This is a genomic window from Sorangium sp. So ce281 (assembly GCF_051527395.1).
Classification (GTDB): Bacteria; Myxococcota_A; Polyangia; order Polyangiales; family Polyangiaceae; genus Sorangium; species Sorangium cellulosum_B.
This window is the reverse complement of the sequence record NZ_CP150322.1, coordinates 898324-920463: the sequence shown is the minus strand read 5'-3', so window position 1 is coordinate 920463 and position 22140 is coordinate 898324. Positions and strand designations below refer to the sequence as shown.

The window sequence follows — 22140 nt, the reverse complement described above, 5'->3', positions numbered from 1 at the left end:
TGCCGCCCTGTCGAGCGCTAACCGGCCGGCGTCCTGGACCGGAACGTGATCTGCACGAGCGGCATCACGTCGGGATCGTCCTGTGTCTCCCGCTCGAACTGGAGCACGTCGTAATAGCCGCACCGCGGCCTGCCCGGGTAATCGCGGCAGACCTCGGGCCGGGCCTCGTAGATGGTGCAGCCGCGGGTGGTGAGATCGAGGAAGCGGCAGACCCGGCCGAGCACCGGATCCGACTGCCGCCGGAGGATGCGCTCGTCGTTGTAGCGCTTCGTGAAGCGCGCCTCGGCGGCCTCGAGCGTGAGGCCGAAATGGCGGGCGAGCCGGCGCAGGTCGCGCGGCGTGACCTCGACCCGCTCGTAGATGGAGCAGCAGTAGGCCGGGCACTTCGAGCAATCGTAAGAGACACGGGGCTTGGCCTTGAGGGTCGTCGTCATGGATCGTGGGGGGGACGTGCCTTCACTCGTTGAAGCCGAGCTGCTCCCGCGCCTCGGTCAGGCCGTCGCTCACGGCGAAGACGATGAGGTCGCGCGCCTCCGCGTTGCGCCCGATCCAGGTGACGCGCTCCTTGCCCGCGGCGGGCGGCGCGTTCGTGTTGCCGCCGGACCAGGCGATGCCCGTGAGGACGACGTTGATGTCGCCCACGGCGAGGAACGCGGCCCGGTTCCCCCAGCCGTTGATCGCGGTGTTCAACGTCGAGGCGCGGTTGCCGATCGAGCCGATGACGTCGGCGGCGAGCACGCTGATCTTCGGATCCACGCCGCCCACCATCACCCGCTCGATGCGGCCGTGGTACTCGCGCAGGCGCCCGGCGTCCGCGCCCTGCGGCGACCACGTCGGGACGAACGCCTTCAGGTAAGCCGCGAGCAGCGGCCAGAGATCGATCGGCGCCGTCCGCGAGAAGGCCGAGGCGTTGGTCTGGAGGATCTTGACGGCGCGGTGGATGAGGGCGACCCGGACGTCCTCGCGCGGCGAGGTGACGAGCGCCTGGCCGAGGACGATCTTGGGCGGGCTCGTGGACGCCGGCACGCAGACGGCGCCGAGCGCGCCCGTCATGTAGACCTGCAGGCCGGGGAGGCCGTACGCCGCGCCGATGCCGCGCGCCAGATCGGTGATCTCGGCGTGCTGGGGCGGCAGCGGCGTCGCGCGGATCGAGTCGAGATCGAACGACACCGCGGCGTCGAGCAGCGGGCCCGTCTTGAGCAGGAGCTCCCGGAACGCCGGGGTCATGAGCTCCGGCGCGAGGTGGGCGTCGAGGCGGGCCGCGCCGGCGGCGTTGCCCGCGCCGCCCATCGCGGCGTCGCGGCCGTCGAGCGCGTCGACCGTCGCGCGCGCGATCCGCGCGGCGCCGGCGCGGCCGCGGAGCTCCGCGACCGTCGCGACCGTCGAGAAGAGGTAGGGCTCGAAGCGGCCGGTGTTGAGCGCGCGGCGCGCGTCGGCGAGGGCGCGATCGAGCAGGGTCGTCGCCGCGGCGGTCTGCTCGGTGCGCTGGTAGTAGCGGGCCAGCGCGCCGAGGGCGAAGTCGTCCTTCGGCCACGTCTTGCGGGCGGTGAGCAGCGTGGCCTCGGCCTTCTTCGCGTCCCCCATCGCCTCGTAGATCTCGGCGAGCTCCGCGGTGCGGCGGCACTTCTGCTCGGGCGCCTCCGCGGCGCTGATGAGGAGGTTCTGCTGCTCGAGCGCGCGGGCGCCGTCGCCGGCGCGCTTGTAGAGCGAGACGAGGCGCTCGCGCGCGCTCACGTCGCCCGGCGAGCGCTTCAGGATCTCCTGGTACGCGAGCTCGGCGCGCTCCGCGTTCGGGAGGTGCTCGTCGTAGAGCTCGCCGAGGCGGAGGTAGATCGCGACCTGCTTCGCGGGCTCGGGCACGAGGCGCGCGAGGCGGATCCACGCCTGCTCGGCGCCGGCCCAGTCGCCCTCGCCGGCGCAGACGTCGGCGAACGCGGACAGGGCCTCGACGTGATCGGGGTTCGCGTCGAGCGCGGCGGCGAGCGCGCGCTTCGCGGCCGCCGCGTCGCCGACGTCGGCGAGCGCCCGGCCGCGCAGGACCTCCATCTCGACCCGCTCCGCGGGATCGGTCACCGCCTCGAGGCGGCGCTCGAGGAGCGCGGCGAGCTCGGCGCGCGCCCCCTCGGCGATGTAGATGGCCCTGAGCCGCGAGAAGACGTCGGCGTACGACGGATCGACCGTGGCGACCGCCTCGAGGACGTCGCGCGCCCGCGCGACGTTCTGGACCTTGTCCTGCCAGAGCACGGCCGCGGCGTAGAGCGAGTGCGCGCGCCCCTCGGGGCCGACGCTCGCGCCCGCGGCGGACTCGAGCGCCGCGGCGGCGGCCGCCGGGTCGCCGCCGCGATCGAGCGCGTCGGCGAGATCGAGGTGCGCGACGAGGTAGTGCGGGACGAGCGTGATCGCGTGCCGGAAGAAGGCGACGGCGTCCTCGATCGAGCCCGCGAGCAGGGCGTCCCTGGCGGCGCGCACCGAGAGGGCCGCGGCCTCGGACGGGCGATCGGTGCGCTCGATGAGCTGGCGATCCGCCTCGATCGCGACGGCGTGATCCGCCTTCGCGCGGGCCTGGGCGGCCATCTGGCGCAGCGCCCAGATGCCGCGGGGCTCGTTCCTGTACGCGATCTGGACCGGCTCGAGCGCCTCCTCCCACGGGAGCACGCGCAGGCGCAGCCGCGCCGACAGGAGCGCGTGGGCGATCGCCTCCGGGCCGTCGAGGACACGGGCGATCTCGAGGGCGATCGGCTCGAGCTCCTCGTCGCGGCCCTCGCCGATGAGGTACGAGGCGACCCGGCGGAGCGTCGGCAGGTGGTGCGGCGTCTCCTCCAGGATGGAGCGGCGCCAGAGCAGGGCGCTGCCGGCGTCCTTGCGCCCGTGCTCGTCCAGCTCCGCGAGGCGCTCGTAGATCTCGAGGCGCTCCGCCGCGTCCGCCGCCTCGCGGGCGCGCGGGATCAGGGCGTCGACGAGCTCTCCCGTGCCGTGGCCCGCGACGGCCGCGCGGTAGAGGGCGATCGGCGCGAGCGCGTTGTCCCCGGCGGCGATCGCCTGGCGGGCGCACGCGGCGGCCTGCGCGAGGTCGCCGGCGCGCTCGTGGTCGAGGGCGGCCTCGAGCGCGAGGCGAGCGGCCTCGATGCCCGCGGCGGCGCGGTCGTCATCCGAGCGGCCGGCGTCGCCATCACCGCCTGCGTCGAGGGCGCGCAGGAGCTCGGCGGCGCGCTCGGCGCGCCAGGAGGCGCGGTCGGCGGGCGGCTCCGGCGCGAGCCGCTCGAAGAGCTCGCGCAGGCCGATGTCCTGGGGGCGCGAGCGGTGCGCCGTCTCGAGGAGCGACGCCGCGGCCGCGGGGTCGGCCTCGGCGACGAGGAGCGCCTCGCGGACGAGATCGTGGGCCCGCTCGAGGGGGTCGGCCGCGCCCTCGCGGCGGGTCCTGAGCCACTCGAGCAGGCCGTCGCGGTCCACCCGGGCGCGCGCGCTCCGCTCGCCGAGGTGGAGCGCGACGGGGAGCTTCGGATCGATCTGGGCGGCGCGCGAGAGCAGGCGCTCGCCCTCGTCGTTGTCGCCGCCGTCGAGCAGGCGGATCGCGGCCTCGGTGACGAGCACCGCGGCCCGCGGCCCCTCGTCGAGCGTGAGCGCGTGCTCCGCGAGGATGCGGGCCGCGCCGACGCCGCTCTCCTGCGCGGCGCGGGCGCGCGCGGCGCCCTCGTGCTGCGGGTCCGCGGCGCGGGCGCGATCGAGATCGCTCATCGCCGCGCGCTGATCGCCCGCGATCTCCGCGAGGACGGCGGCGGCGAGCGCGCTGTCGCGCTCGGACGCGACCTCGCGCAGCGACGCCACGGCCCTGGCGACGCGGGCGCCGCGATCGCCGTCGAGATCGAGCTCGAGCGCGAGCGCCCGGAAGAGCGGGCTCTCCGGCGCGGTGTCGCCGTACGTGACGACCGCGCGGGAGAAGGCGTCGCTCGCGTCGACGCCGCCCTCGGCGGGGACGGCCTCGCGCGAGAGCGCGCGACCGAGGGCCGCGGCGGCGCGAGCCCTCGGGCCGCCCAGGGGGCGCACGCCCCTCGACGCGGGCGCGCCGTCCACGACGGAGGCCACCGCGGCGTCGCCGCCGGCGTCGCTCAGGGCGGCGCTCGCGGCGGCGCAGAGCGGCGCGAACTCGGGCTCGTCGGCGAGGGCGTCGAGCCACGGGTCGATCTCGCCCGCGGCGCCGCCGGCGAGCGCCGAGAGGACGATGCGATCGGCCGGCGAGAAGGCGCCGTCGTCGTCGAGCGTCGCGTCGCGCACGGCCGCGGCGTCACCGAGCTCGATCGCCTGCGCCGCGAGGGCGCGGCGCGCCTGGCCGCCGTGCGAGCCGGCGGCGACGGCGCGGAGCGCGCCGAGCGACGCCGGGCGGGTCTCCCTGCGCGCGGCGCTCAGCGCGGCGGTGAGCCACGCGACGGCGGGCGCGAGCGAGGTGCCGCGCAGGGGATCGAGGGTCGCGAGGCCCTCGGCGAGGTCGCCGGCGCCGAGCAGGGCGCGGGCGCGGAGCAGCGCCTCGTACGGCGTGGCGGGGGCGGCGCGGCCGCGCGCCGGCCTCGGGGCGCCGCGGTGCGCTGCGACCTGAGCGCTCGCGGCGGCGAGCGGCGCGAGCTCGGGCGCCTCGGGGAGGCGGAACTTCGCGAGCACGGCGGAGGCCGCCGCGTCCGAGTCCGGCGCGGCGAGCGCCTCGCAGAAGCGCTGGACGTGCGCGCGGGGATCGGCGGGGTGCGTCCGCGCCGCGAGCTCGAAGCGTTTGTGGGCGCCCTCGGGATCCGCGAGCGGGATGCGGCAGAGCTCCGCGCCGAGCACGAGGTTGTGGCAGCGCGCGGCCGGCGTGCCGAGGACGCGGGTCTCGCTCTCCAGCGCCTCGAGCGCGGCGGGCAGATCCGCCTCGCGCATCAGGAGGCCGCGGAGCTGGCGGTGCGCGAAGATCTGGCTCGGGGCGAGATCGCGCGCCTCGGCGGCGATGGCGCGGGCGGCGGCGTCCTCCCCGGCCATCACGTAGAGCTCGGCGACGGGAAGCAGCGCGCGCGCCCGGGCCGCGGGGTCCTCGATGAGCTCGGCCTCGGAGCGGAGCCACGCGGCGCGCGCCGCCCACACGTCGCGCTGCTGCGACTGGACGAGGATCGCGCTCGCGTCCTGCTCGCCGTCGAACACCGAGGCGGGCGGCGGGATCGACGGCAGCGGCGGGAGGCTCTCGGGCGCGCGGGAAGGCGACGACAACGGCGGGCCCACAGGAGGCGCCGACGGGACGCGTGCTGACGAAGACGGGCGCGGCGGCGACGATGACCCGCGCGGCGATGAAGACGGCACGAACGACGGCGACGGCACGAACGACGGCGACGGCCGGACGTGGGACGGCGTGAACGGGCGCGGCGGCGACGACGCCGCGCGCGGCGATGAAGGCGGGCGCGGCGGCGCGAACGCGACGCCGCTGTCGGGTCTCCGGGTCGCGACGCGCGTCTGCGCGAGATCGTCCTCGAGCTCTTCGTCGGTCGGCTCGGTCGTCCCGCTGATCAGGCTGGACTCGTCCACGAGCTCGCCGGGATCGCTGTCGGCGGCGGGCTGATCCCAGCGGCTGGCGGAGGCGGACGACTGGCCGGCGTACGGCCGGGTCGTGGGCCCGGGCCCGTCGAGGGCGTTCGTCTCCTCGTCGTCGATGCCGTGCGTCTCCTCGTCGTCGAAGGCGTGCGCCTCCGAGAACCGGCCGCTGCTGGCGCCGCTGGGCGGCGCGAACTCGAACGGGGAGTCGCCGCCGTCGGGGATGGGCGTCGCGCGGTCGCCCGGCTCGGCGGTGTCCTCCTCGAACACAGGCTCCCGGCGCACCGACGGCGGCGGCAGCGGGGCGGCGGCCTGCGGGCGCGGCGCCGTGAACCTCGCGGACGGGGCCGGCGGCGGGATCTTCGGCGTCCTTTCGCCGGGCGTGAGCTCCGCGCCGAGCGACGCCTTCACGTCGCCCGGCCTGCTGCCCGAGCGGGGCGCGGCGGCGGGGCGGGGCAGCGACGGGGGGCGCGGCGGCGGGATGGGCGCCGGGGGCCGGCGCGTCCCGTGCAACGCCGGCGCCGAGGTCACGACCCCGTCGTCGGCGTCGTCGACGCGCTGATCCTCGAACAGCATGTCGAGCAGCGCGTCGCTCTCTCCGGCGCTCTGCGCGGGCCTCGCGGGCACGGGCACGGGCTCGCGGGAGAACAGCTGCTTCAGGCCGCCTTCGCCGGCGCGCTCGCCCTCCTCCGCGCCGCGGATCGACTGGATGAGCTCTTCGGGGATCTTCGCGAGGAGCGTGGCCTCCTCGACGTCGCCCTCCGAGACCGCCGCGCCGTACATCGCCGGCGGGGGGACCGTGATCTTCTCCTGCGACGGCGCGCCCTCGTCGCCGCCGCCGCCAGAGGAGCTCTTGGATTGCGGATTCTTGCTCACCGGACCCCCATGCCGAGCTTCTTCCGGAGCTCGAGGTAGCTCTGCGAGAGGACGAACGCGACCAGCTGGCGCGCGCGCTCGCTCTCGACGACGACACCGCCGAGCTGCTCGCGCGGGGTGTTGAGGATGTCCGAGAGGACCAGCGAGACGTCGCCGGCGGCGATGACGGCCATGCGGTCGATGCTCCTGCGCGCGGCCTGCGCCCAGCGGAGCGGGTCCTGCTGGCTCGAGACGATGCGCTGGCAGACGTCGGCGATGGCCTTGCGGGTCGCGCGCGACATCTCCTTGTGGATGGCGCGCGAGACCTCGCCGAAGACGGCGTAGGGCGGCTGCGGGACCGCGAAACCCGCCTCGATGCACGCGGCCGCGACGAGCGAGGCGACGGCGCTGTCGTCCCGCGTCCTGAGCGACGAGATGCCCCGGCGCAGCGCGAACGCCTCGCGCGCGATCGCCGAGCGCGAGGCGGCGTCGAGCGGCGTCGTGATCTCGGGGCCGAGCACGAGCGCCGGCAGCTGGCCGTAGACGCCGGTCGCGCCGCGAGGGCTCGGGCCGCCGACGTAGAGCTCGAAGTCCGTCTCGAAGCTGAGCGCGCCCATCCACTCGGCGACCGCCACGCGCAGCGGGTGGCCGCCGCGCGAGTCGATGCGGTCCTTCTTGCCGACGCCGAGCGACACGAGCGAGGGGCCGAGCGCCATGCAGATGGTCTCGGCCATCTTCGCGAACAGCTCGCCGACGGGCCCGGTGTCGAGCGGATCGGCGATGTCGGCCATGGCCTTGGCGTCGAGGGCGATCTGCGGCCGCGCCGGGACGCGGGCGTCGATCTTCCTGAGCTCCGCGGAGATGCCGTCGTCGATGCGGACGAGCGAGACGAGCGCGCCGAGCGTGGCCTGCCGGAGCGCCGCGTCCTGCCCCGCGCCGGCGATCTTCGCGAGGAGCGCGACCCGGTCCGCGTCGAGCGGCTCGGACGCGAGCGCCTGGATCAGCGTCGCCTTGGCGCGGCCGAGCACGCGGGTGCGGAAGGCGGGCTCGTAGTCCGTCGTGAGGACGAGATCGATCGCCTCGCCGTCGTCCGGCGCCTCTTCGAGGAGCTTCGCGACGGCCCGCTCGGCGCGGCGCGGCGCGCCGAGCTGATCCCGGTAGATGGCCATCGCGAGGCGCGCCGCCTCGATCCGCCCCTCGGGGGTGTCGCGCTCGACCATGAGCTCCTCGAGCAGGCGCGTCGCCTCGTCCCAGGAGCCGACCCGGGCGGCGACGCGGACGAGGCGCTCGCGGACGACGGGCGTCGACAGCCCGGCCCGGTGCAGGCCGATCAGCACCTCGAGCGCCCTGTCGTGCTCGCCGAGCTTCTCGTAGGCGTCGACGGCGGTGATCCCCGACATGAGGCGCTGCTCCCCCGGCGCCTTCGCGACGCGCGAGAGCTCGGCGTAGAAGGCGGCCGCCTGGCCGAGGTCGCCCTGCGCCTTCGAGATGTCGGCCGAGAGCGCCAGCGCGCCGATGTGGTCCGGCTCGAGCAGCGTCACGTTCTCGAGCGCGGCGAGCGCGTCGTCGAGCTTGCCCTTCTTGCGGAGCACGCGCGCGCGCTCCCAGAACAGCTTGCAGAGCTCGAGGTCGCTGTCCGCCACGCCGAGCCGCCTCTCGATGATGTCGAGCAGCCGATCGTCCTCGTTGCGCGCGCGGACGCGGCGGAACAGCCGGTCGAAGGCGACGCCGCGCCGCGGGTCGCGCGCGAACGCGCGATCGAAGGCGATCTCCGCGTCGTCGTGGGCCTCGGTGTGCTGGACGAGCAGGAGCCCAGCGCTCTCCCAGAACCCCGCGCCGCGCGCGTCGTCCTTGCAGAGCGCCCCGAGCTGCGCCGAGGCGAGCGCCGTCGACACGGGGTCGCGCAGCGCCTCGGACGTCGCGCGGACGCCCTCCCAGGCGGCGACGTCGTCGGGCCGCCGCTCGACGACCGCGCGGAACGCGGCGAGCGCGCGCTCGTGATCCCCGGCCGCGAAGTCCGACCAGCCCGCGAGGCCGAGCGCGGTGAGCTGCGCCTCCTCGCCGAGCGCGTCGCCGAGCCCGTGCAGCGCCGCGGCGCGGCGCCGCGGATCGCAGCCGGGGAGCGCGAGCTCGAGGTTGGCGAGCTGCGCGGGCGCGTGCTCGCCCGTGAGGAACGGCCGCGGCAGGTTCGGCTGATCGAGCGCGCCGACGATCGCGGCCGAGGCCTCCATCGCGGCGCGGGCCTCGCCCTCCATGTGCCGCGCGAGCGCGCTCCGCGCGGCGACCTCCGCCTCGCGGTCCTCGGCGCCGAGCGCGGCGCCGAGCCACTCGAGCTCGGCGTGCGGGCTCGGGTCTGCCGCGGCCCACGCCGCCGCGCGCGCCGCGGTGCGCGCGCGATCCTGGTCCAGGGTCCGCGCGAGGCGGAAGCGCTCGGCGTGCGCGATCGTCGCGGCGCCGTCGCCGCGCTCCTCGATGTAGTCGAGCGCGCGCTCGACGGCGCTGCGCTGCTCGAGGGCCGGCTGCCAGAGGAGGCGCCCGAGCGCGGCGGCCAGGGCGAGGTCGTCGCTCGCCTGCGACTCCAGCGCCTCGAGCGTCGCGAGCGCCTCGTCGGCGTCGCCGCCCTCGGCCGCGCCTACCTCGAGGCCGAACCGCGACAGCGCGAGCGCCGCCGGGTCCTCGCCCGCCTCGCCGGCGACCTCGAGGGCGCGGCGCCGGCTCTCCAGATCGCCCGCCTCGTGGCCGCGAAGGGCCCAGGTGAGCGCCGTCGCGCCGGCGCGCGGCGCCTTGCCGCGCGCCGCCTCGAGCTCCTCGACGGCGCGCCCGCGCTCGCCGGCGCGCCAGAGCAGGATCGCCGCCTCGATGTGCAGCGCCGCCGAGAGATCGGCGTCGTCGATCGCCGCGGCGCAGGCCGAGAGCGTCGCGGCCGCGGCGGTGGGGCTCCCGGCGCGCCGGTGCAGCTCGGCCAGGAACACCGCGACGACCTCGTCGTCCGCGGATCGCTCGAAGAGCGCGCGGAGCCGGCTGCGGGCGCGATCCAGATCGCCGCCGCGCGCGCTGCGCAGGGCAGCGACGAGCCACAGCCCGCGCGCGGTCTCCTCGCCCTCGACCTCGGCGAGCGCCTCGATGACCGTCGGCGAGCGCCGCGGGCCGGGGGCGCCGGGCTCGTCGCCGCGCTCGCGCCGGGTGCGGACGAGATCGACCGCGAAGGCGCCGAGCGCCCGCCCGAGCCACGCGTTCGGCGTGGCGCCGTCGTCGGCGCCGGCGTTGGCGAGCTCGGCGAAGGCGCCCTCGGCGCCGTTCGCGTCCCCCCGGAGGAGGCGGCTCCGGCCGATCTCGAACCACAGGCTCGCCTTCTCGGCCGGGTCGACGCCCGTCGAGAGCAGCCGCTTCGTCGACTCCTCGTACCAGGCCGCGTCGCCGCGGAGCGCCGCGAACGACCGGCCGAAGCGCGCGAGCACGCCCGGGTGGACGCCGGCCATGCCGGCCTGCGACAGGGCCGCCTTCGCCGCGCCGACGTCGTCCGTCCGCACCGCCCAGACGTAGGCCGCGAGCAGCAGCGCGCGCCCCCGCGCGTCGTCGCTGGCGTAGGAGGCCGCCGTCGCCTCGAGCGAGGCCGCGAACGCGGACGGGTCCTGACCGTCTCCGAGGAGATCGATCTCCAGCGCGCGGGCCGGGATGCACTGCGGGTCGGCCGCGAGCGCGCTCCGGAGCGCCGCGAGCGCGGCCTCGCGATCACTCGCGAGCGCCGCCGCCTCGGCGACGCGGAGCCACAGGGCCGCGGCGCCGGGCCCGCTCGCGCCGCGCGCGATCTCCTGCTTGGCCAGGCTGGCGGCGGCCTCGGCCTCGCCGGCGGACTCGAGCGCGGCGATGCGCGCCCGGCCGAGCAGCGTCGACTCGGGCAGCCGCTCCGCGGCCCGCTCGAGGAGCGACGCGAAGCCGCCCGTCCCGGTCCGCTGCGTCAGCTCGGCGGCGCGGAGCCACGCGTCGGCCGCGTGCTCCGGCTTGCGCAGGGTCCGCGGGACGCCGTTGGCGTCGCCGCTCGCCTCGTCGTCGAGCGCGTCGGCGATGAGCTCCGCCTGCCCCTCGAGGGCGCGCGCGAGCGCGCCGAGGTCCTCCTCGCGCCGGGCGATGACCTCGAGCGCGAGCTGCGACCTGAAGCGCGCCCGCCCCTCCAGCGCGGCGGCCGCGTCGAGCAGCTCGTAGGCGCGCTCCACGTTCTCGGTCGCCGCCGCGAGGTCGGCGAGCTCGATGAAGAGCAGCCCCTTCCACGTCGCGTCCGTCGCGAGCTCCGCGCGGGCCTCTAGCGCGCGCATCCGGCCGGCGAGGTCCCCTTCCTTGGCCGCGATGAGCTCGAGCTCGAGCCACGGGGTCGCGTCCTCCGGGTTGCTGAGCGCCGCCTCTTCGAGCGCCTCCTTGGCCGCCGCGAGGTTCTGCTCGTGGTCCTGGAGGTACGCCGCGCGCTCCCAGAACGAGCGCGCCCGCTCCTCGGGCGTGGCCGCGGCGCGCGTGAGCGCGTCGAGCAGCTTGCCGAGGTTCTTGATCGACTTGCGCCGCGTGAGGATGCGGACCAGCGCCTCGAGCGGCTCGCGGAACTGGGGATCCGCGTTGAACGCGGCGAGGTAGTCGCGCGCCGCCGTGGGCTCCTCGCCGAGCGCCTCCTCGAGCGCGCCGAGCTCGTGCAGCAAGAGCGCCTGGAGCTGCCGCTCCGGTTGCTCGCCTTGCTCCGCGCGGAGCCGCGCGATCAGGGCCGTCATGCTCTCCACCTGCCCCTCGGGTGCCTGAACCGTCATCTCGCTCGCGACGCCTCCGAACGGGGTCTCATCTGTGCGCACCGCATGACGATGGCGGAGAGTAGCGAACCGAACCTGACGGAGTAAAGCGCGCCGGGCAGGGAGCGGGCTCGAACAGCGCCGAGCGGCGTCGAGCGGCGTGCCTGGCCGCACGCGATCGGTGGGTCGAGCGGCGGACACGAGGGTGCGCGCGCTCGCGCGCGGCGCGAGCAAGCGGGCGGAGGCCGCTCGCTCGCGAGGAGGAGGAGGAGGAGGAGCGCGTGTCGGCCGGGGCGCCGCCCGCTGCGGGGCGGCTCGGTCGATCGAGCCGCCGGGGCGCGCCTGGCCCGGCTGCCGGGCTAGGCCCTGCCCAGCACGGCGTCGAGCTTGTCGTTGACCTTCGACTCGACCATGCCCTTCATCGCCTTCAGCAGGAACGGGAGATCGATCTCCACGTGGACAGCGGACGCCTCGACGCGAACGAGGCCCTTCGTCCCCTTCGCGGCGCCGCCCGGCGCCTCGAACCGGATGACGTCGCCGTCCCATCGCCACTGGATGCCGAGCTTGTCTTCCATGCCCCGCGCAAGCTCTTCCGCGCGCTTCCTGGCATCGTCCTTGGTGAGCGCGTGCTGCCGACGGATGTCGATCGTCGCCATACGGTATCTCCACTCGTTCGCGTCCACGGCGACGCGCCGCGCGCGGTACGCTCTACTTACTCGATCCGACGCGCGATCCAAAAGCCGCGCGGCGTGTCGACCGGGCCGCTCACGCCCCCCTTGGAGAGGCTGAACAGCTCGTACTCCGGCGCGGGCTCGAGCACGCCGCGCGGGATGTAGCCGAGGTCGTCGGTCGACCCCTTGTCGCCCTTCTCGATGGCGGCCTTGAAGTCCGTCTTGGCCACCTCGGCGAGCTCCCTGGCGAGCGCCAGCGCGGCGTCCTTGGAGCGCGCGGTCGGCGCCGCGCCCTGCGCGCCGCGGTACTGGATGAGCACGACGCCGAAGCGCACCTTCTTCGGCGCCTCGGCCGGCAGCGAGGGCGGCGCCTCTCCCGAGAGGAGCGTGACGCCCGCGTCGGATCGCCCCGCCGGCTCGGGGCCGCGCTCCTGGACGATGCCCTCGGCGCCGGCGTCGCTCCCCGCGTCGGCGTCGCCCGCCGCGGCCGTCGCGGGCGAGGAGGCGGCGTCGGCGTCGGCGGCGTCGGGGCCTGCGTCGGGGGGCGCGCTGGCCGCGCCGCGCCCCTCCGAGCCGCCGTGCGTGATGACGAACGCCAGCGCGCCCGCGAAGAAGAGCGTGTAGATGACCGCCGTCGAGCGCTGCATGAGCGGCAGCGCGTTAGCACAAGTGGAGGACGCTTGGCGAGGCCGCGATGGCGACACGCGCCGCCTGCCAGACGGCGTCGCCGCTCCGTTGCCACCGTTGCCGCCGCTCCCGCCCGTCCCCGGCCGCCCCCGCGTCCGTCCGTCCCCGGCTGCCCCGCGACTGCGCGCTGTCCGCTGTCCGCTTCCTGCTTCTTCCTGCTGCGGGACCACGCACGCGACATGCCCGAGGAAGTCGCCGATTTGAGGGCGCCGGCAGAAGAGGCGATCCTAAGGACCGCAACCCCTGCTAGTAAGGAGAGCGGATGTCGGGGCATCCCGGCCTTTCGCAGGCCGAACGAGCGTGGGGCGCCTGCGAAGGCGCTCGCGGCGCCGGCATCGGGTCGGGAAGCATGATCAAGGTCGAGTGCGACGGGTGCAAATCGCCGTACCAGGTCGACGAGAAGCGTGTCCCCCCTGCGGGGCTCAGGATGCGCTGTCCGAAGTGCGGTACGAGCCTGCTGGTGACCAAGGGGGGCGCAAGCGCAGCGCCCGCGCCGACGCCTGTGCCCACCCCCCCGCCGCGGGCGGGGGCGGGGGGCCTTCAGCTCTCGGAGCGGAGCGCCCCGGCGGCGCCCGAGGACGCCGATCTGCCCATGGCGGCTCCGGAGGACATCGCCTTCCCCGCGGTCGCGCCTCCCCGACGCCCCGGGCCGGCACCGACGCCGCCGCGCCGCGCGGCGCCCGCGGTGCCTGCGCCGCCCGCGCCGCCTCCTGAGCCGCCGGGTCCGGAGGTCTTCGGCGAGATCGGCTTGCCGGACGTCCCCGATCGCCCCGCCCCGTCCGATCGGCGGAACGCCAAGACCGTGCCGCAGCGGCGCGGCTTCGGAGAGATCGATCTCATGGTCGAGCTCCCGAGCCCGACGGACGCCGAGGTGCAGGGGCTCAACCCGGACGATCTGCCGGTCGTCTACGGCAATGCGTCGGTGGCGCTCCCGGCGCGATCGCGCGCGGAGTCCCGCACCGCCCCGGCGACGCCGACCGCGTTCGCCGGTACCGACCTGCCGGCGCGGGTCGAGCCGCTGCCTCCGAGCAGCCGGCGCACCCTCGGGTTCGGCGAGCGAGAGTCGACGCCGGGCGCCCCCTCGGGGCCTGGTGCGCGGGACGCGGGGCTCGGCGCGCGAAACGCCGGGGCCACCACGCAGCCGCTCGGTCGCGGGCGCACCCGCGGTGCGGGGGACGCGCCCCCGCGCGTGGTCCCGGAGTACGATTTCGGAGACCTGGACGACGACGCGCCCCCGGCTCCTCCGGCGCGTTCGAGCAGCGGATCCATGTCGTTCGGCTTCGGTGAGCTCGAGCTGCCTCTCGAGGGCGACGGCGACGCCGAGCTGCCCGCGATGTCCGCGGGCGACCTGCCCATCGTCGCCGGCGATCTGCCGAGCTCGGCCCCGGCCATCATCGGCATGCCCGCCCCGTTCTCGAACTCGGGCCTGCCCTCGCCGGCTTCCGCGCCGCTCCCCTCGCCGGCGCGCGCCGGGCTCCCGGCCGCGGCCCAGGCGGGCTTCCCTGCCCCGAGCGCCGCGGGCTTCCCCTCGAAGGCCACCGGCCCCGCCCTCCCCTCGAAGGCCGCCGGCTCCGCCCTCCCCTCGAAGGCCACCGGTACCGGCTCACCTGCAGGACCGGGGACCATCGTCGGCGCCGAGCTCTTCGACGAGGCCCCGCCGGACTACGACGACTCGCGCGTCGGCGCCGCATTCCAGGCGCCCGGGCCGCGCCCCCTCCCGCCGCAGGCAGCGCCGGAGCCGCCCAGCAGCGGCGCCATGCCGCCCGTCGACTTCGGCGCCGTTCCCCCCGCCGACTTCCTCGCCGCGCCGCCCGCCGACGCCCGCGCCTCGTCCACCACCGGCTTCGGCGCCGCGCCCGCCGCCGGCTTCGGCGCCGACGATTTCGGCGACGAGATCGCGCTCGGCGAGAGCGTCACGCAGCTCGCCCCCGGCGCCGCGCCCACCCCTTACGATCCGTCCGACCGCTCCGCGAACTTCACGCAAACGCCCGCGGACGCGGACGATCGGGGCATCGAGCTCAGCGAGCCGCACCCCAGCGTCGGGGACGAGGTCGACCTGACCGGCGCGGGCACCGAGATCGGCGACCTGAGCGCCGGTCCCGGCGCGCAGGCCGAGAAGCCCGCGGCGACCACGGAAGCACCGCCGCAGAAGTCGAAGATCAAGCGCTACGTCGTGGCGGCGCTCGCGGTCGCCGCCGTCAGCGGCGGCGCGCTCGCGCTCGTTCCGGACGTCGGCGCCTTCGGCGTGAACCTCATCAGCGACCGGCTCAACGCCTTCGCGCACGAGGGGGCGCTCGCCGAGCTGCGCCAGCGGACCCAGACGGCCTTCGCCAAGGACACCGCATCGGCCGCCAACGGCGCGCTGAACGACGCGAACGCCACGCGGGCCAATGCGCCGCGCCACCGGGCGACCATGGCCTACGCCGCGTACATCGCCTTCGCGCGGAGCATCCGCTTCGGGCACCGGACCGTCGACGACGCCTTCGGCAAGGAGATGCTCGCGCTCGCGAGCTCCCATCCGGGCGACCTGCTCTCCCTGGCCGTCGCGGCGCAGGCCGCGGCCAGCGGCGAGCTCCCGCGCGCGCGACAGGCCGCGCAGGCGCTCGCCGCGCAGCTCAAGGACGACATCGACCTCGCCGTCCTCGCGGCCGAGATCGAGCTCGCCGCCAGGGACGCCCCCAAGGCGATCGCGGCGTGGCAGCACGCGAGCGGCCTCCGGAAGAGCGCGCGCACGCTCTACGGCCTGGCCCGGGCGCAGATCCTCGCCGGGGACGCCGCGGGCGCCGAGGCGAGCGCCCGCGGCGCGCTCGCGGCCTCGCCCGACCACGTCGGGGCCCGCACCCTGATCGCGTCGGCGCTCTGGCAGACCCCGGGCCGCGAGCAGGAGGCGCTCGATCTGCTCGGCCAGGTCACCGGCGACGGTCCGACCCGGGCCGCCGCGAGCGACCCCGAGATCGTCGACGCGTACACGCTGCTCGGCACCATCCACCTCGCGAGGTCGCGCATGAGCGCGGCGGAGCAGGCCTTCGCCGCCGCGGTGAAGCTCGACCCGCAGGCAGTGCGCGCCCTGATCGGCAACGGCGAGGTGCTCTACCGGTCAGGCCGCTACTCCGAGGCGCAGGCGCGCTTCGAGGCCGCGGCCCGCGCGGACGCCCGGAGCCTCGCCGCGCAGCTCGGCAAGGCGAAGACGTGGCTGGCGCAGGAGCGCATGAAGGAGGCGAAGGACCTCCTGAAGGAGCTGCAGAAGACCCACGCGGCAGACCCGCAGGTCGCCTACTGGCTCGGGCGCACCGAGCTCGCGCTCGGCAACAAGAAGGACGCGGAGCAGGCGTACCTCGACGCCGTGAAGTCGACCGAGAACCTCCCGGAGGTCGTCGACGCTTACGTGGCGCTGGCGTCGCTCCTGTCCAGCATGGGCCGCAACGAGGCGGCGGCGGAGAGGCTGTCGGAGGCGACGGCGAAGTTCCCGGACCTGCCCGCGCTGCACAAGGCCAAGGCGGAGGTCGCGCTCCAGACCGGGCGGTACGACGAGGCCCGGCAGGAGCTCGAGCTCGCGCTCGCGAAGGAGGACGACCTCGGCAGCCAGTTCAAGCTGGGCGTGGCGTACCGTCGCCTGCGGCGGTTCGAGGACGCCGCGAAGGTCTTCGACAAGGTCACGGCGGCCGACAAGGACTACCCGGGCCTCGCGCTCGAGCGCGGGCTCCTGTTCGAGGAGACCGGCCAGAGCGAGCGCGCGCTGGAGATGTACGCCGACGCGCTCCGCAAGGCGCCGAACGACATCGACCTGAAGCTGCGCGTCGGCTCGACCCAGGTCATGGCGGGGCACGCGAGCCAGGCGGAGCCCATCCTGCGCGACGTGCTCAAGGACCGCGCGAACTCCGCGGAGGCGAACCACTTCCTCGGCCGCGCGCTCCTCGTGCGCGGCACGAACATGGCCGAGGCGCTGCGCTTCCTGGAGCGCGCCGCGGAGCTCGACCCGAACCGCGCCGAGTACCACCTCTACGTCGGCTGGGGCGCCAACGAGACGGCCCAGACCGCGCGCGCGGAGATGGCGCTGAGGCGCGCGCTGGAGCTCGACGCGGAGCTCGGCGACGCGTACTGGCAGCGCGGCGTGCTGCTGCAGAAGCAGGGGGCGAGCCGGGACGCGCTGGCGGATCTGAAGATCGCGCTGGAGAAGCGGCCGTCCCGCTACGAGGCCTACGCCACGATGGCGCTCTGCTACCAGGATCAGGGCAACTGGGCGGCCGCGGAGGAGGCGTGGCGCAAGGCGATCGCGTTCAACGACAAGGTCCCCGAGTGGCACTACCGCCTCGGCAAGATCTACGCGTCGCGCGGCAACCGGGCCGGGACCGCGAGCGAGATGGAGCAGGCGGTCACCCTGGGCGAGGCGCCGGACCGCTCGACCCCGCCGTGGCTGTTCGACGCGCACTTCCTCCTCGCCGAGGCGCTCCGCGCGGCGAACAACCGGGAGAAGGCCGTCCACCATTACCAGCGCTTCCTGGAGACGGCGCCGACCGACAACGCCTACCGGCGCGACGCGGAGCAGGCGCTGGAGAGCCTGGGGGCGGGCAAGGGGCGCTGAGGCGGAGCGAGCGGCCGACGCTCGGCTATCCTGGAGGATGCTCCCCTCTGTCAACGCCCGCCTCGCGGTGCGCGCCGACATGCCCGAGGTCGCGCGCTTCGCCGCGCAGCTCGTCCGCCTGCACCACGCCCTCGATCCGCACCGCTTCATGTGCCTGGAGCCGATCGAGCCGGGCTACGAGCGGTGGCTCACGGGCGAGCTCGCCAACCCCGACGCCGCGATCGTCGTCGCCGAGCGAACCGGCGCCGAGCCGGCGCTGGTCGGCTACGCCTACGGCCGCCGGGAGCCGCGCGACTGGAACAGCCTCCTCGACACCTGCGGCGCCCTCCACGACATCTATGTCGCCGAGCCCGCGCGCCGGCTGGGCGCGGGCGCGATCCTCCTGGAGGCCGTCATCGCGCGCCTCCGGGCCCTGGGCGCGCCGCGCATCGTGCTCCACACCGCGACGCAGAACGCCGCCGCGCAGCGCCTGTTCGAGCGGTTCGGCTTCCGTCGCACGATGATCGAGATGACGCTCGATCTCGAGTGACCTCGGCGTCCGCCCCGCCATCGGCGCGTCGGCCGACGCGTCGGCCGCTCCTCGATCCGAACCTCCGAATCCGTTGTCGCTCCCGGCGCGCTGGCCGAGGGTGATGGACTCATGCGCTCCGGCCTCCCCGGCGCGATCCCGAGAGCTCCGCGGCCGTCTGCGCCCACACCATCGTGTCGCGCGGCTCGCCCGCGGGCGTCAGGGTGTTCGCCTCGAGCGTCGTCACATGCCGGTACCCGAGCCGCCGGGGCACGGCGGCGCTCGCTGTGTTCCGCGGATCGCAGCGGATCTCGACGCGGCTCACGCCGAGCTCCTCGAGCGCGACCCGGGTCAAGCCTGCCACCGCCTCGGTCGCGTAACCGCAGCGCGTCGCCGTCGCCCGGAGCCAGTAGCCGATCTCGAGCGCGCCCGGGCCGATCCGCGGGTGGAGCCCCGTCCCCCCGAGCACGTCGCGCTCGTCGCGCATGAAGATGCCATAATGAAAGTCGCGTCCTTCCGTGAAGTCGTCCCGGAACTTCTCGAGGAGCGCGGTGGTCGCCTCCATGGAGGACGGCTCGTGCGCGGCCCACGGCATCCAGGGCCGCAGGTGAGCAAGGCTTGTGTCGATCGCCTCCCTGATCAAGAGCGCATCCTCGGGCCGCCATGCTCGCAGCGTCAGCCGAGCGGTCAGGATGCGGTCCGGCGGGCGTTCACCTGCCATCGCGTCGCTCCATGACTGTCGCCGTCATGCGCTTGACGACGAGGACGCTGTCTCGCCAACGCCATCGGCCCACGCGACGCTCACGTCCCGAACCATACGAGCCATGGAGCGCTCCGGCGTCGAGGCGAACAGGCGTCACGGCACGCAGCGTACAACGAAGACAGCCCTCGCACATCCGGTCAATCCCCGGCCACCGCAGCGATCATCGCCGTTGCACGCCGGTCCACACACCTCTTGCCGAGGACATCGACGCTACCGAGGAGCGTCTTGACATGTCCGTCATAGCAGACCATTGTCCGCCATAGAAGAGCAAGGCGGAAAACATCAGCGCGCCCTCCCGGCACACCGGGAGGAGGTCCACGTCCACGCCCGCGCGCGGACGACGGATGACCGCTCGAGCAGAGGTGCCATTGGCTGAGGTGGCGCGGACTGCGAACCATGACACGAGGAGGAAGGATGAAGATCTGAGCACGCCTCATCCCGACGGACGCGACGTCTCCCGGGTGCTCGACAGGGGTCGACCCTCGATCAGCAGAGGCCTTCCCACGCCCCACGCCGGATTCACTGCTGCCTCAGCAGCACATCACCAGCAATCCCTGCTCCCGTCGCAGCAAGCGCCCGGCCAGCGCGAACGATTGTGATCCGTTCCTGCGACAGCGCTCTGGCACGCTCCCTGCTCCCTGCCACGACGACGGCCCGTGAGCGGAGCGCCCCTTCTGCCTGAGGGCAGGAGAGCTCTTCGCCTGGGGCGCGCCATCAAGGTCACGCGGCTCCGGGCGTGGGTCGAGGCCGTGCAGGCGCGCCCCGCGGTCCGAGCCATCCAGAATCCTGTCGAGTTCTACGTGGAGCGCTTCGCGAAGTTCGTGAAGCCGGCGACGACGGCCGCCTGAGCGGCGCCGAGGGACAAGGAACATCATGTTGAAGCTCTGGGGTCACAAGAATTCTTCGAACGTGCAAAAGGTCCTCTGGGCGCTCGACGAGCTCAAGCTCGATTTCGAGCGCATCGACGCCGGCGGGCCGTTCGGGCGCGTCAAGGACGCCGACTATCTCACCCTCAACCCGAACGGGCTGGTCCCGACGCTCGAGGACGGCCCGCTGGTGCTCTGGGAGTCGCACGCGATCGTGCGTTATCTGTTCTCGCGCTACGGGTCGCCGCCGCTCCAGCCGAGCGATCTCGCCGACAGGGCGCGCGCCGACGCCTGGACCGACTGGCAGTTCGGGACCCTGTGGCCCCCGATCCGGACGCTCCTCGTGCAGCTCGTGCGCACGCCCGAAGAGCGCCGCGATCAGGCCGCGATCGACGCCGCGCGCAGGTCGACGCTCGCCGCGCTGGGGATCCTCGACAGGCAGCTGTCACGGCACCCGTGGGTCGCGGGAGAGTACTTCACGTTCGCCGATATCCCCCTCGGGGTCGCGGCGCAGCGGTGGTACAACCTGAAGACCGAGCGGCCCGCGCTGCAGCACGTCGACGCGTGGTACGGCCGCATCAAGCGCCGGCCTGGATTCGAGCGCTGGGTGGATCTGCCCCTGGGATGAGGCGCGCGCCCGCGACTCACCCCTTGCTTGGCGGCTGCGCATAGCGCGCTTCTTCAGCGTAGTACTCGGGGAACCCGACGATCTCCTGGAGCGCCGCGAAGCTCATCCGCGGGTCGGGGTGCCGGCCGGCGCGCAGGGCCGCGAGCGCCTCGCGCATGGCGGCGGCGGCGACCGAGAGCAGGGTGAGCGGATAGGCCGCGATCTTGTAGCCGATCGCCCCGAGCTCGGCCGGCGGCAGCACCGGTGTCCTGCCGTGATCCACCATGTTGGCCATCGTCGGCGCGCGCACCTCCCGGCAGAACGTTCGCATCTCCTCCACGCTCTCGGGCGCCTCCAGGAACACGATGTCTGCCCCGAGGTCGGCGAACGCCCGCGCGCGGGCCAGCGCCTCGTCGAAGCCATGCGTCTGGCGGGCGTCGGTGCGGGCCATGATGAGCACGCCGGCGCCCTCGTCGCGCGCGTCCACGGCGGCCTGGACGCGGGTGAACGCCTCGTCGCGGGGCACGACCTGCTTGCCGCGCGTGTGGCCGCAGCGCTTGGGAGCGACCTGGTCCTCGATCATGACGCAGGCCAGCCCGGCCTGCGCGTAACCGCGCACCGTGCGCTTCACGTTCATCGCATTGCCGTAGCCCGTGTCGCCGTCGCCGAGCACCGGAATCGACACGGCGCCGCAGATCGACCGCGCCTGATCGACCATCTCACCATACGAGATGAGCCCCGTGTCGGGGGCGCCCAGGCGCGCGGCGGAGACCGCGAAGCCGCTCATGAACGAGAGCGAGAAGCCGGCCTGCTCGATCAGCCGCGCCGACAGCGCGTCGAAGCAACAAGGCATGACGAGGAGGCCGGGCGAGGCGAGCAGATCGCGGAGCTTCTGAGCGGGGGACACGGCAGGGACGATACCGCGATCGACCGCCCGTGAGGCAAGCGCGAAGGGCCGAGAGGCGCCGCGCGCTCAGCCAACGCCCGCGCACGCACGAGGGAGGGACGGGGGCGCGCGCCGGCGTGCGTTCCTGTTGCGGGCACCCGGCGCCCGGGGGCAGGATGGGCCCGCGATGATCCCGCACAGGAGAGGGGCATGAGCACGGTTTCGTTGAAGGAGATCGCGATCGACGGCCGCCCTGCCAGCGTCCACGTGGGCGGGCAGGGCGAGCCGCTGCTGCTGGTGCACGGCGCCTGGGGCGGGGCGTCGATGCACTGGGCGCCTGTCTGGGAGCGATTGGCGGAGCGCTTCCAGGTGTTCGCGCCCGATCTGCCCGGCATCGGGCGCACGGACGCCCCGGGGCTCGGCTCCCTGGACGCCTATGCGCGCTGGCTCGATCGGCTCCTGGACGAGCTGGGTGTCTCCAGCGCGTGGTGCGTCGGCAACTCCTTCGGCGTCTCGGTCGTGTCGAGCTTCGCTACCCTGTTCGCGGCCCGCTGCCGAGGGCTCGTGTTCGTCAACGGCGTTCCCATCCCCCCGCTGCCGCGCCTCGTCGGCTGGCTCGGAGCGCGGCCGCTGCCCCGCCGGATGCTGCGCGCGTTGATGCGGAAGCAGACCTATGGCCCGCGGGTCCTGCGCCGCGCCTACGCCGATCCCGGCCGCGCCCCGGCTGCCCTGCGGGACGTCCTCGCGAGCGTCAATCCACCTCAGCTGGAGGCGGTGCTCGACGCCGCCATCCAGGGAGGTCTCAGTGCCCCCCTCAGCCTGAATCCCCTCCTCGTCTGGGGCGAGGCGGACCAGCTCCTCGGCAACAGCGCGGACGACGCGAAGAAGCTTCACGCTTCGCTGCCGGGGTCGCAGCTCACCTTCATCCCGGCGACAGGGCACATGCCGCAGGTGGAGAACCCCGAGGCGTTCATCGACGCGGTGTCGCGGTTCATCGAGGCGCGCGCGTCCGCCGCCCGTCCGCGCGGCTTCGGCGGCCAGGCCAGCCCGGGCGCATGAGCGCCCGGGGTGCGCAGGCGCGTCGCCCTCAGGGCATCGTGGTGACCCGATCGCGCTTTCCGAACTGGACCGCGGCGTAGAGCAGATAGAGCCCAGCGAGCCCGACGAGCACGTAGATGATGCGGCTGAGCGCGCTGAGCCTGCCGAAGAGCGCGGCAACCACGTCGAACGCGAACAGCCCGACGAACCCCCAGTTGACGGCGCCGATCACGACGAGGACGATGGCCGCCCACGTTAGCCCTGAGATCCCACGGTTGACCTGCTCCATGACCGCGGCAGAAGCATGCGCCGCGCCGCGCGAGGCGTGCACCGCGCGCCCGCTGCGGCGCGACAGCGCGCC

The 22140-nt window shown here is 74.9% G+C and carries 13 protein-coding genes; 5 read left to right on the top strand and 8 right to left on the bottom strand.

Features of this window, described 5'->3' with window-relative positions; all coding sequences use genetic code 11:
• Positions 1–17: 17 nt before the first annotated feature.
• The 5 genes from WMF27_RS03395 to WMF27_RS03375 all read right to left on the bottom strand — a co-directional run bounded on the left by WMF27_RS03395 (position 18) and on the right by WMF27_RS03375 (position 12489).
• Positions 18–434 carry a YkgJ family cysteine cluster protein gene (locus WMF27_RS03395; protein WP_437279621.1) on the bottom strand — a complete coding sequence of 139 codons (417 nt, stop codon included), beginning with the start codon at positions 432–434 and terminating at the stop codon, positions 18–20.
• 22 nt (positions 435–456) lie between these two features.
• Positions 457–6423 carry a hypothetical protein gene (locus WMF27_RS03390; protein ID WP_437761693.1) on the bottom strand — a complete coding sequence of 1989 codons (5967 nt, stop codon included), beginning with the start codon at positions 6421–6423 and terminating at the stop codon, positions 457–459.
• Positions 6420–11192, bottom strand: a complete 4773-nt coding sequence (locus tag WMF27_RS03385) for a hypothetical protein (protein WP_437761694.1) — start codon at positions 11190–11192, stop codon at positions 6420–6422. Before WMF27_RS03385 ends, WMF27_RS03390 begins: the two co-directional genes overlap by 4 nt.
• Positions 11193–11530: 338 nt before the next feature.
• Entirely contained in the window at positions 11531–11827 is a 297-nt protein-coding gene (locus tag WMF27_RS03380) for a polyhydroxyalkanoic acid system family protein (protein ID WP_437761695.1), read from the bottom strand.
• A gap of 56 nt (positions 11828–11883) precedes the next feature.
• Complete coding sequence (locus tag WMF27_RS03375) at positions 11884–12489, bottom strand: peptidyl-prolyl cis-trans isomerase (RefSeq protein WP_437943826.1); 606 nt, start codon at positions 12487–12489, stop codon at positions 11884–11886.
• 302 nt (positions 12490–12791) lie between these two features.
• Here WMF27_RS03375 and WMF27_RS03370 point away from each other — a divergent pair, with 302 nt between their 5' ends.
• Both WMF27_RS03370 and WMF27_RS03365 read left to right on the top strand, forming a co-directional pair.
• Positions 12792–17111, top strand: coding sequence for a tetratricopeptide repeat protein (locus WMF27_RS03370; protein ID WP_437943825.1), 4320 nt, complete (start codon positions 12792–12794; stop codon positions 17109–17111).
• Positions 17112–17148: 37 nt separating this feature from the next.
• Entirely contained in the window at positions 17149–17640 is a 492-nt protein-coding gene (locus tag WMF27_RS03365; RefSeq protein WP_437761698.1) for an N-acetyltransferase family protein, read from the top strand.
• Positions 17641–17749: 109 nt separating this feature from the next.
• Here WMF27_RS03365 and WMF27_RS03360 read toward each other — a convergent pair whose 3' ends face one another.
• A complete protein-coding gene (locus tag WMF27_RS03360) occupies positions 17750–18340 on the bottom strand; it encodes a GNAT family N-acetyltransferase (RefSeq protein ID WP_437943824.1) in 591 nt (196 codons plus the stop codon).
• A 698-nt stretch (positions 18341–19038) separates the two neighbouring features.
• Here WMF27_RS03360 and WMF27_RS03355 point away from each other — a divergent pair.
• Together WMF27_RS03355 and WMF27_RS03350 are read left to right on the top strand one after the other, a co-directional pair.
• Entirely contained in the window at positions 19039–19230 is a 192-nt protein-coding gene (locus tag WMF27_RS03355) for a hypothetical protein (RefSeq protein ID WP_437943823.1), read from the top strand.
• A 25-nt stretch (positions 19231–19255) separates the two neighbouring features.
• Positions 19256–19876, top strand: a complete 621-nt coding sequence (locus WMF27_RS03350) for a glutathione S-transferase family protein (RefSeq protein WP_437761701.1) — start codon at positions 19256–19258, stop codon at positions 19874–19876.
• A 16-nt stretch (positions 19877–19892) separates the two neighbouring features.
• Here the strand turns inward: WMF27_RS03350 and WMF27_RS03345 are convergent, their stop codons facing one another.
• Positions 19893–20762, bottom strand: coding sequence for an isocitrate lyase/PEP mutase family protein (locus WMF27_RS03345; protein ID WP_437943822.1), 870 nt, complete (start codon positions 20760–20762; stop codon positions 19893–19895).
• Positions 20763–20951: 189 nt separating this feature from the next.
• Between WMF27_RS03345 and WMF27_RS03340 the strand changes: the two genes are divergently transcribed.
• Complete coding sequence (locus tag WMF27_RS03340; protein WP_437943821.1) at positions 20952–21800, top strand: alpha/beta fold hydrolase; 849 nt, start codon at positions 20952–20954, stop codon at positions 21798–21800.
• 28 nt (positions 21801–21828) lie between these two features.
• Here the strand turns inward: WMF27_RS03340 and WMF27_RS03335 are convergent, their stop codons facing one another.
• Positions 21829–22068, bottom strand: coding sequence for a DUF378 domain-containing protein (locus WMF27_RS03335; RefSeq protein ID WP_437943820.1), 240 nt, complete (start codon positions 22066–22068; stop codon positions 21829–21831).
• Positions 22069–22140: the final 72 nt, after the last annotated feature.

Excerpts from the sequence above, each read along its gene's own strand:
- WMF27_RS03375 (WP_437943826.1), bottom strand. The coding sequence starts at position 12,489 with ATGCAGCGCTCGACGGCGGTCATCTACACGCTCTTCTTCGCGGGCGCG.
- WMF27_RS03365 (WP_437761698.1), top strand. The coding sequence starts at position 17,149 with ATGCTCCCCTCTGTCAACGCCCGCCTCGCGGTGCGCGCCGACATGCCC.
- WMF27_RS03360 (WP_437943824.1), bottom strand. The coding sequence starts at position 18,340 with ATGGCAGGTGAACGCCCGCCGGACCGCATCCTGACCGCTCGGCTGACG.
- WMF27_RS03380 (WP_437761695.1), bottom strand. The coding sequence starts at position 11,827 with ATGGCGACGATCGACATCCGTCGGCAGCACGCGCTCACCAAGGACGAT.
- WMF27_RS03340 (WP_437943821.1), top strand. The coding sequence starts at position 20,952 with ATGAGCACGGTTTCGTTGAAGGAGATCGCGATCGACGGCCGCCCTGCC.
- WMF27_RS03335 (WP_437943820.1), bottom strand. The coding sequence starts at position 22,068 with ATGGAGCAGGTCAACCGTGGGATCTCAGGGCTAACGTGGGCGGCCATC.
- WMF27_RS03370 (WP_437943825.1), top strand. The coding sequence starts at position 12,792 with ATGTCGGGGCATCCCGGCCTTTCGCAGGCCGAACGAGCGTGGGGCGCC.
- WMF27_RS03395 (WP_437279621.1), bottom strand. The coding sequence starts at position 434 with ATGACGACGACCCTCAAGGCCAAGCCCCGTGTCTCTTACGATTGCTCG.
- WMF27_RS03350 (WP_437761701.1), top strand. The coding sequence starts at position 19,256 with ATGTTGAAGCTCTGGGGTCACAAGAATTCTTCGAACGTGCAAAAGGTC.
- WMF27_RS03385 (WP_437761694.1), bottom strand. The coding sequence starts at position 11,192 with ATGACGGTTCAGGCACCCGAGGGGCAGGTGGAGAGCATGACGGCCCTG.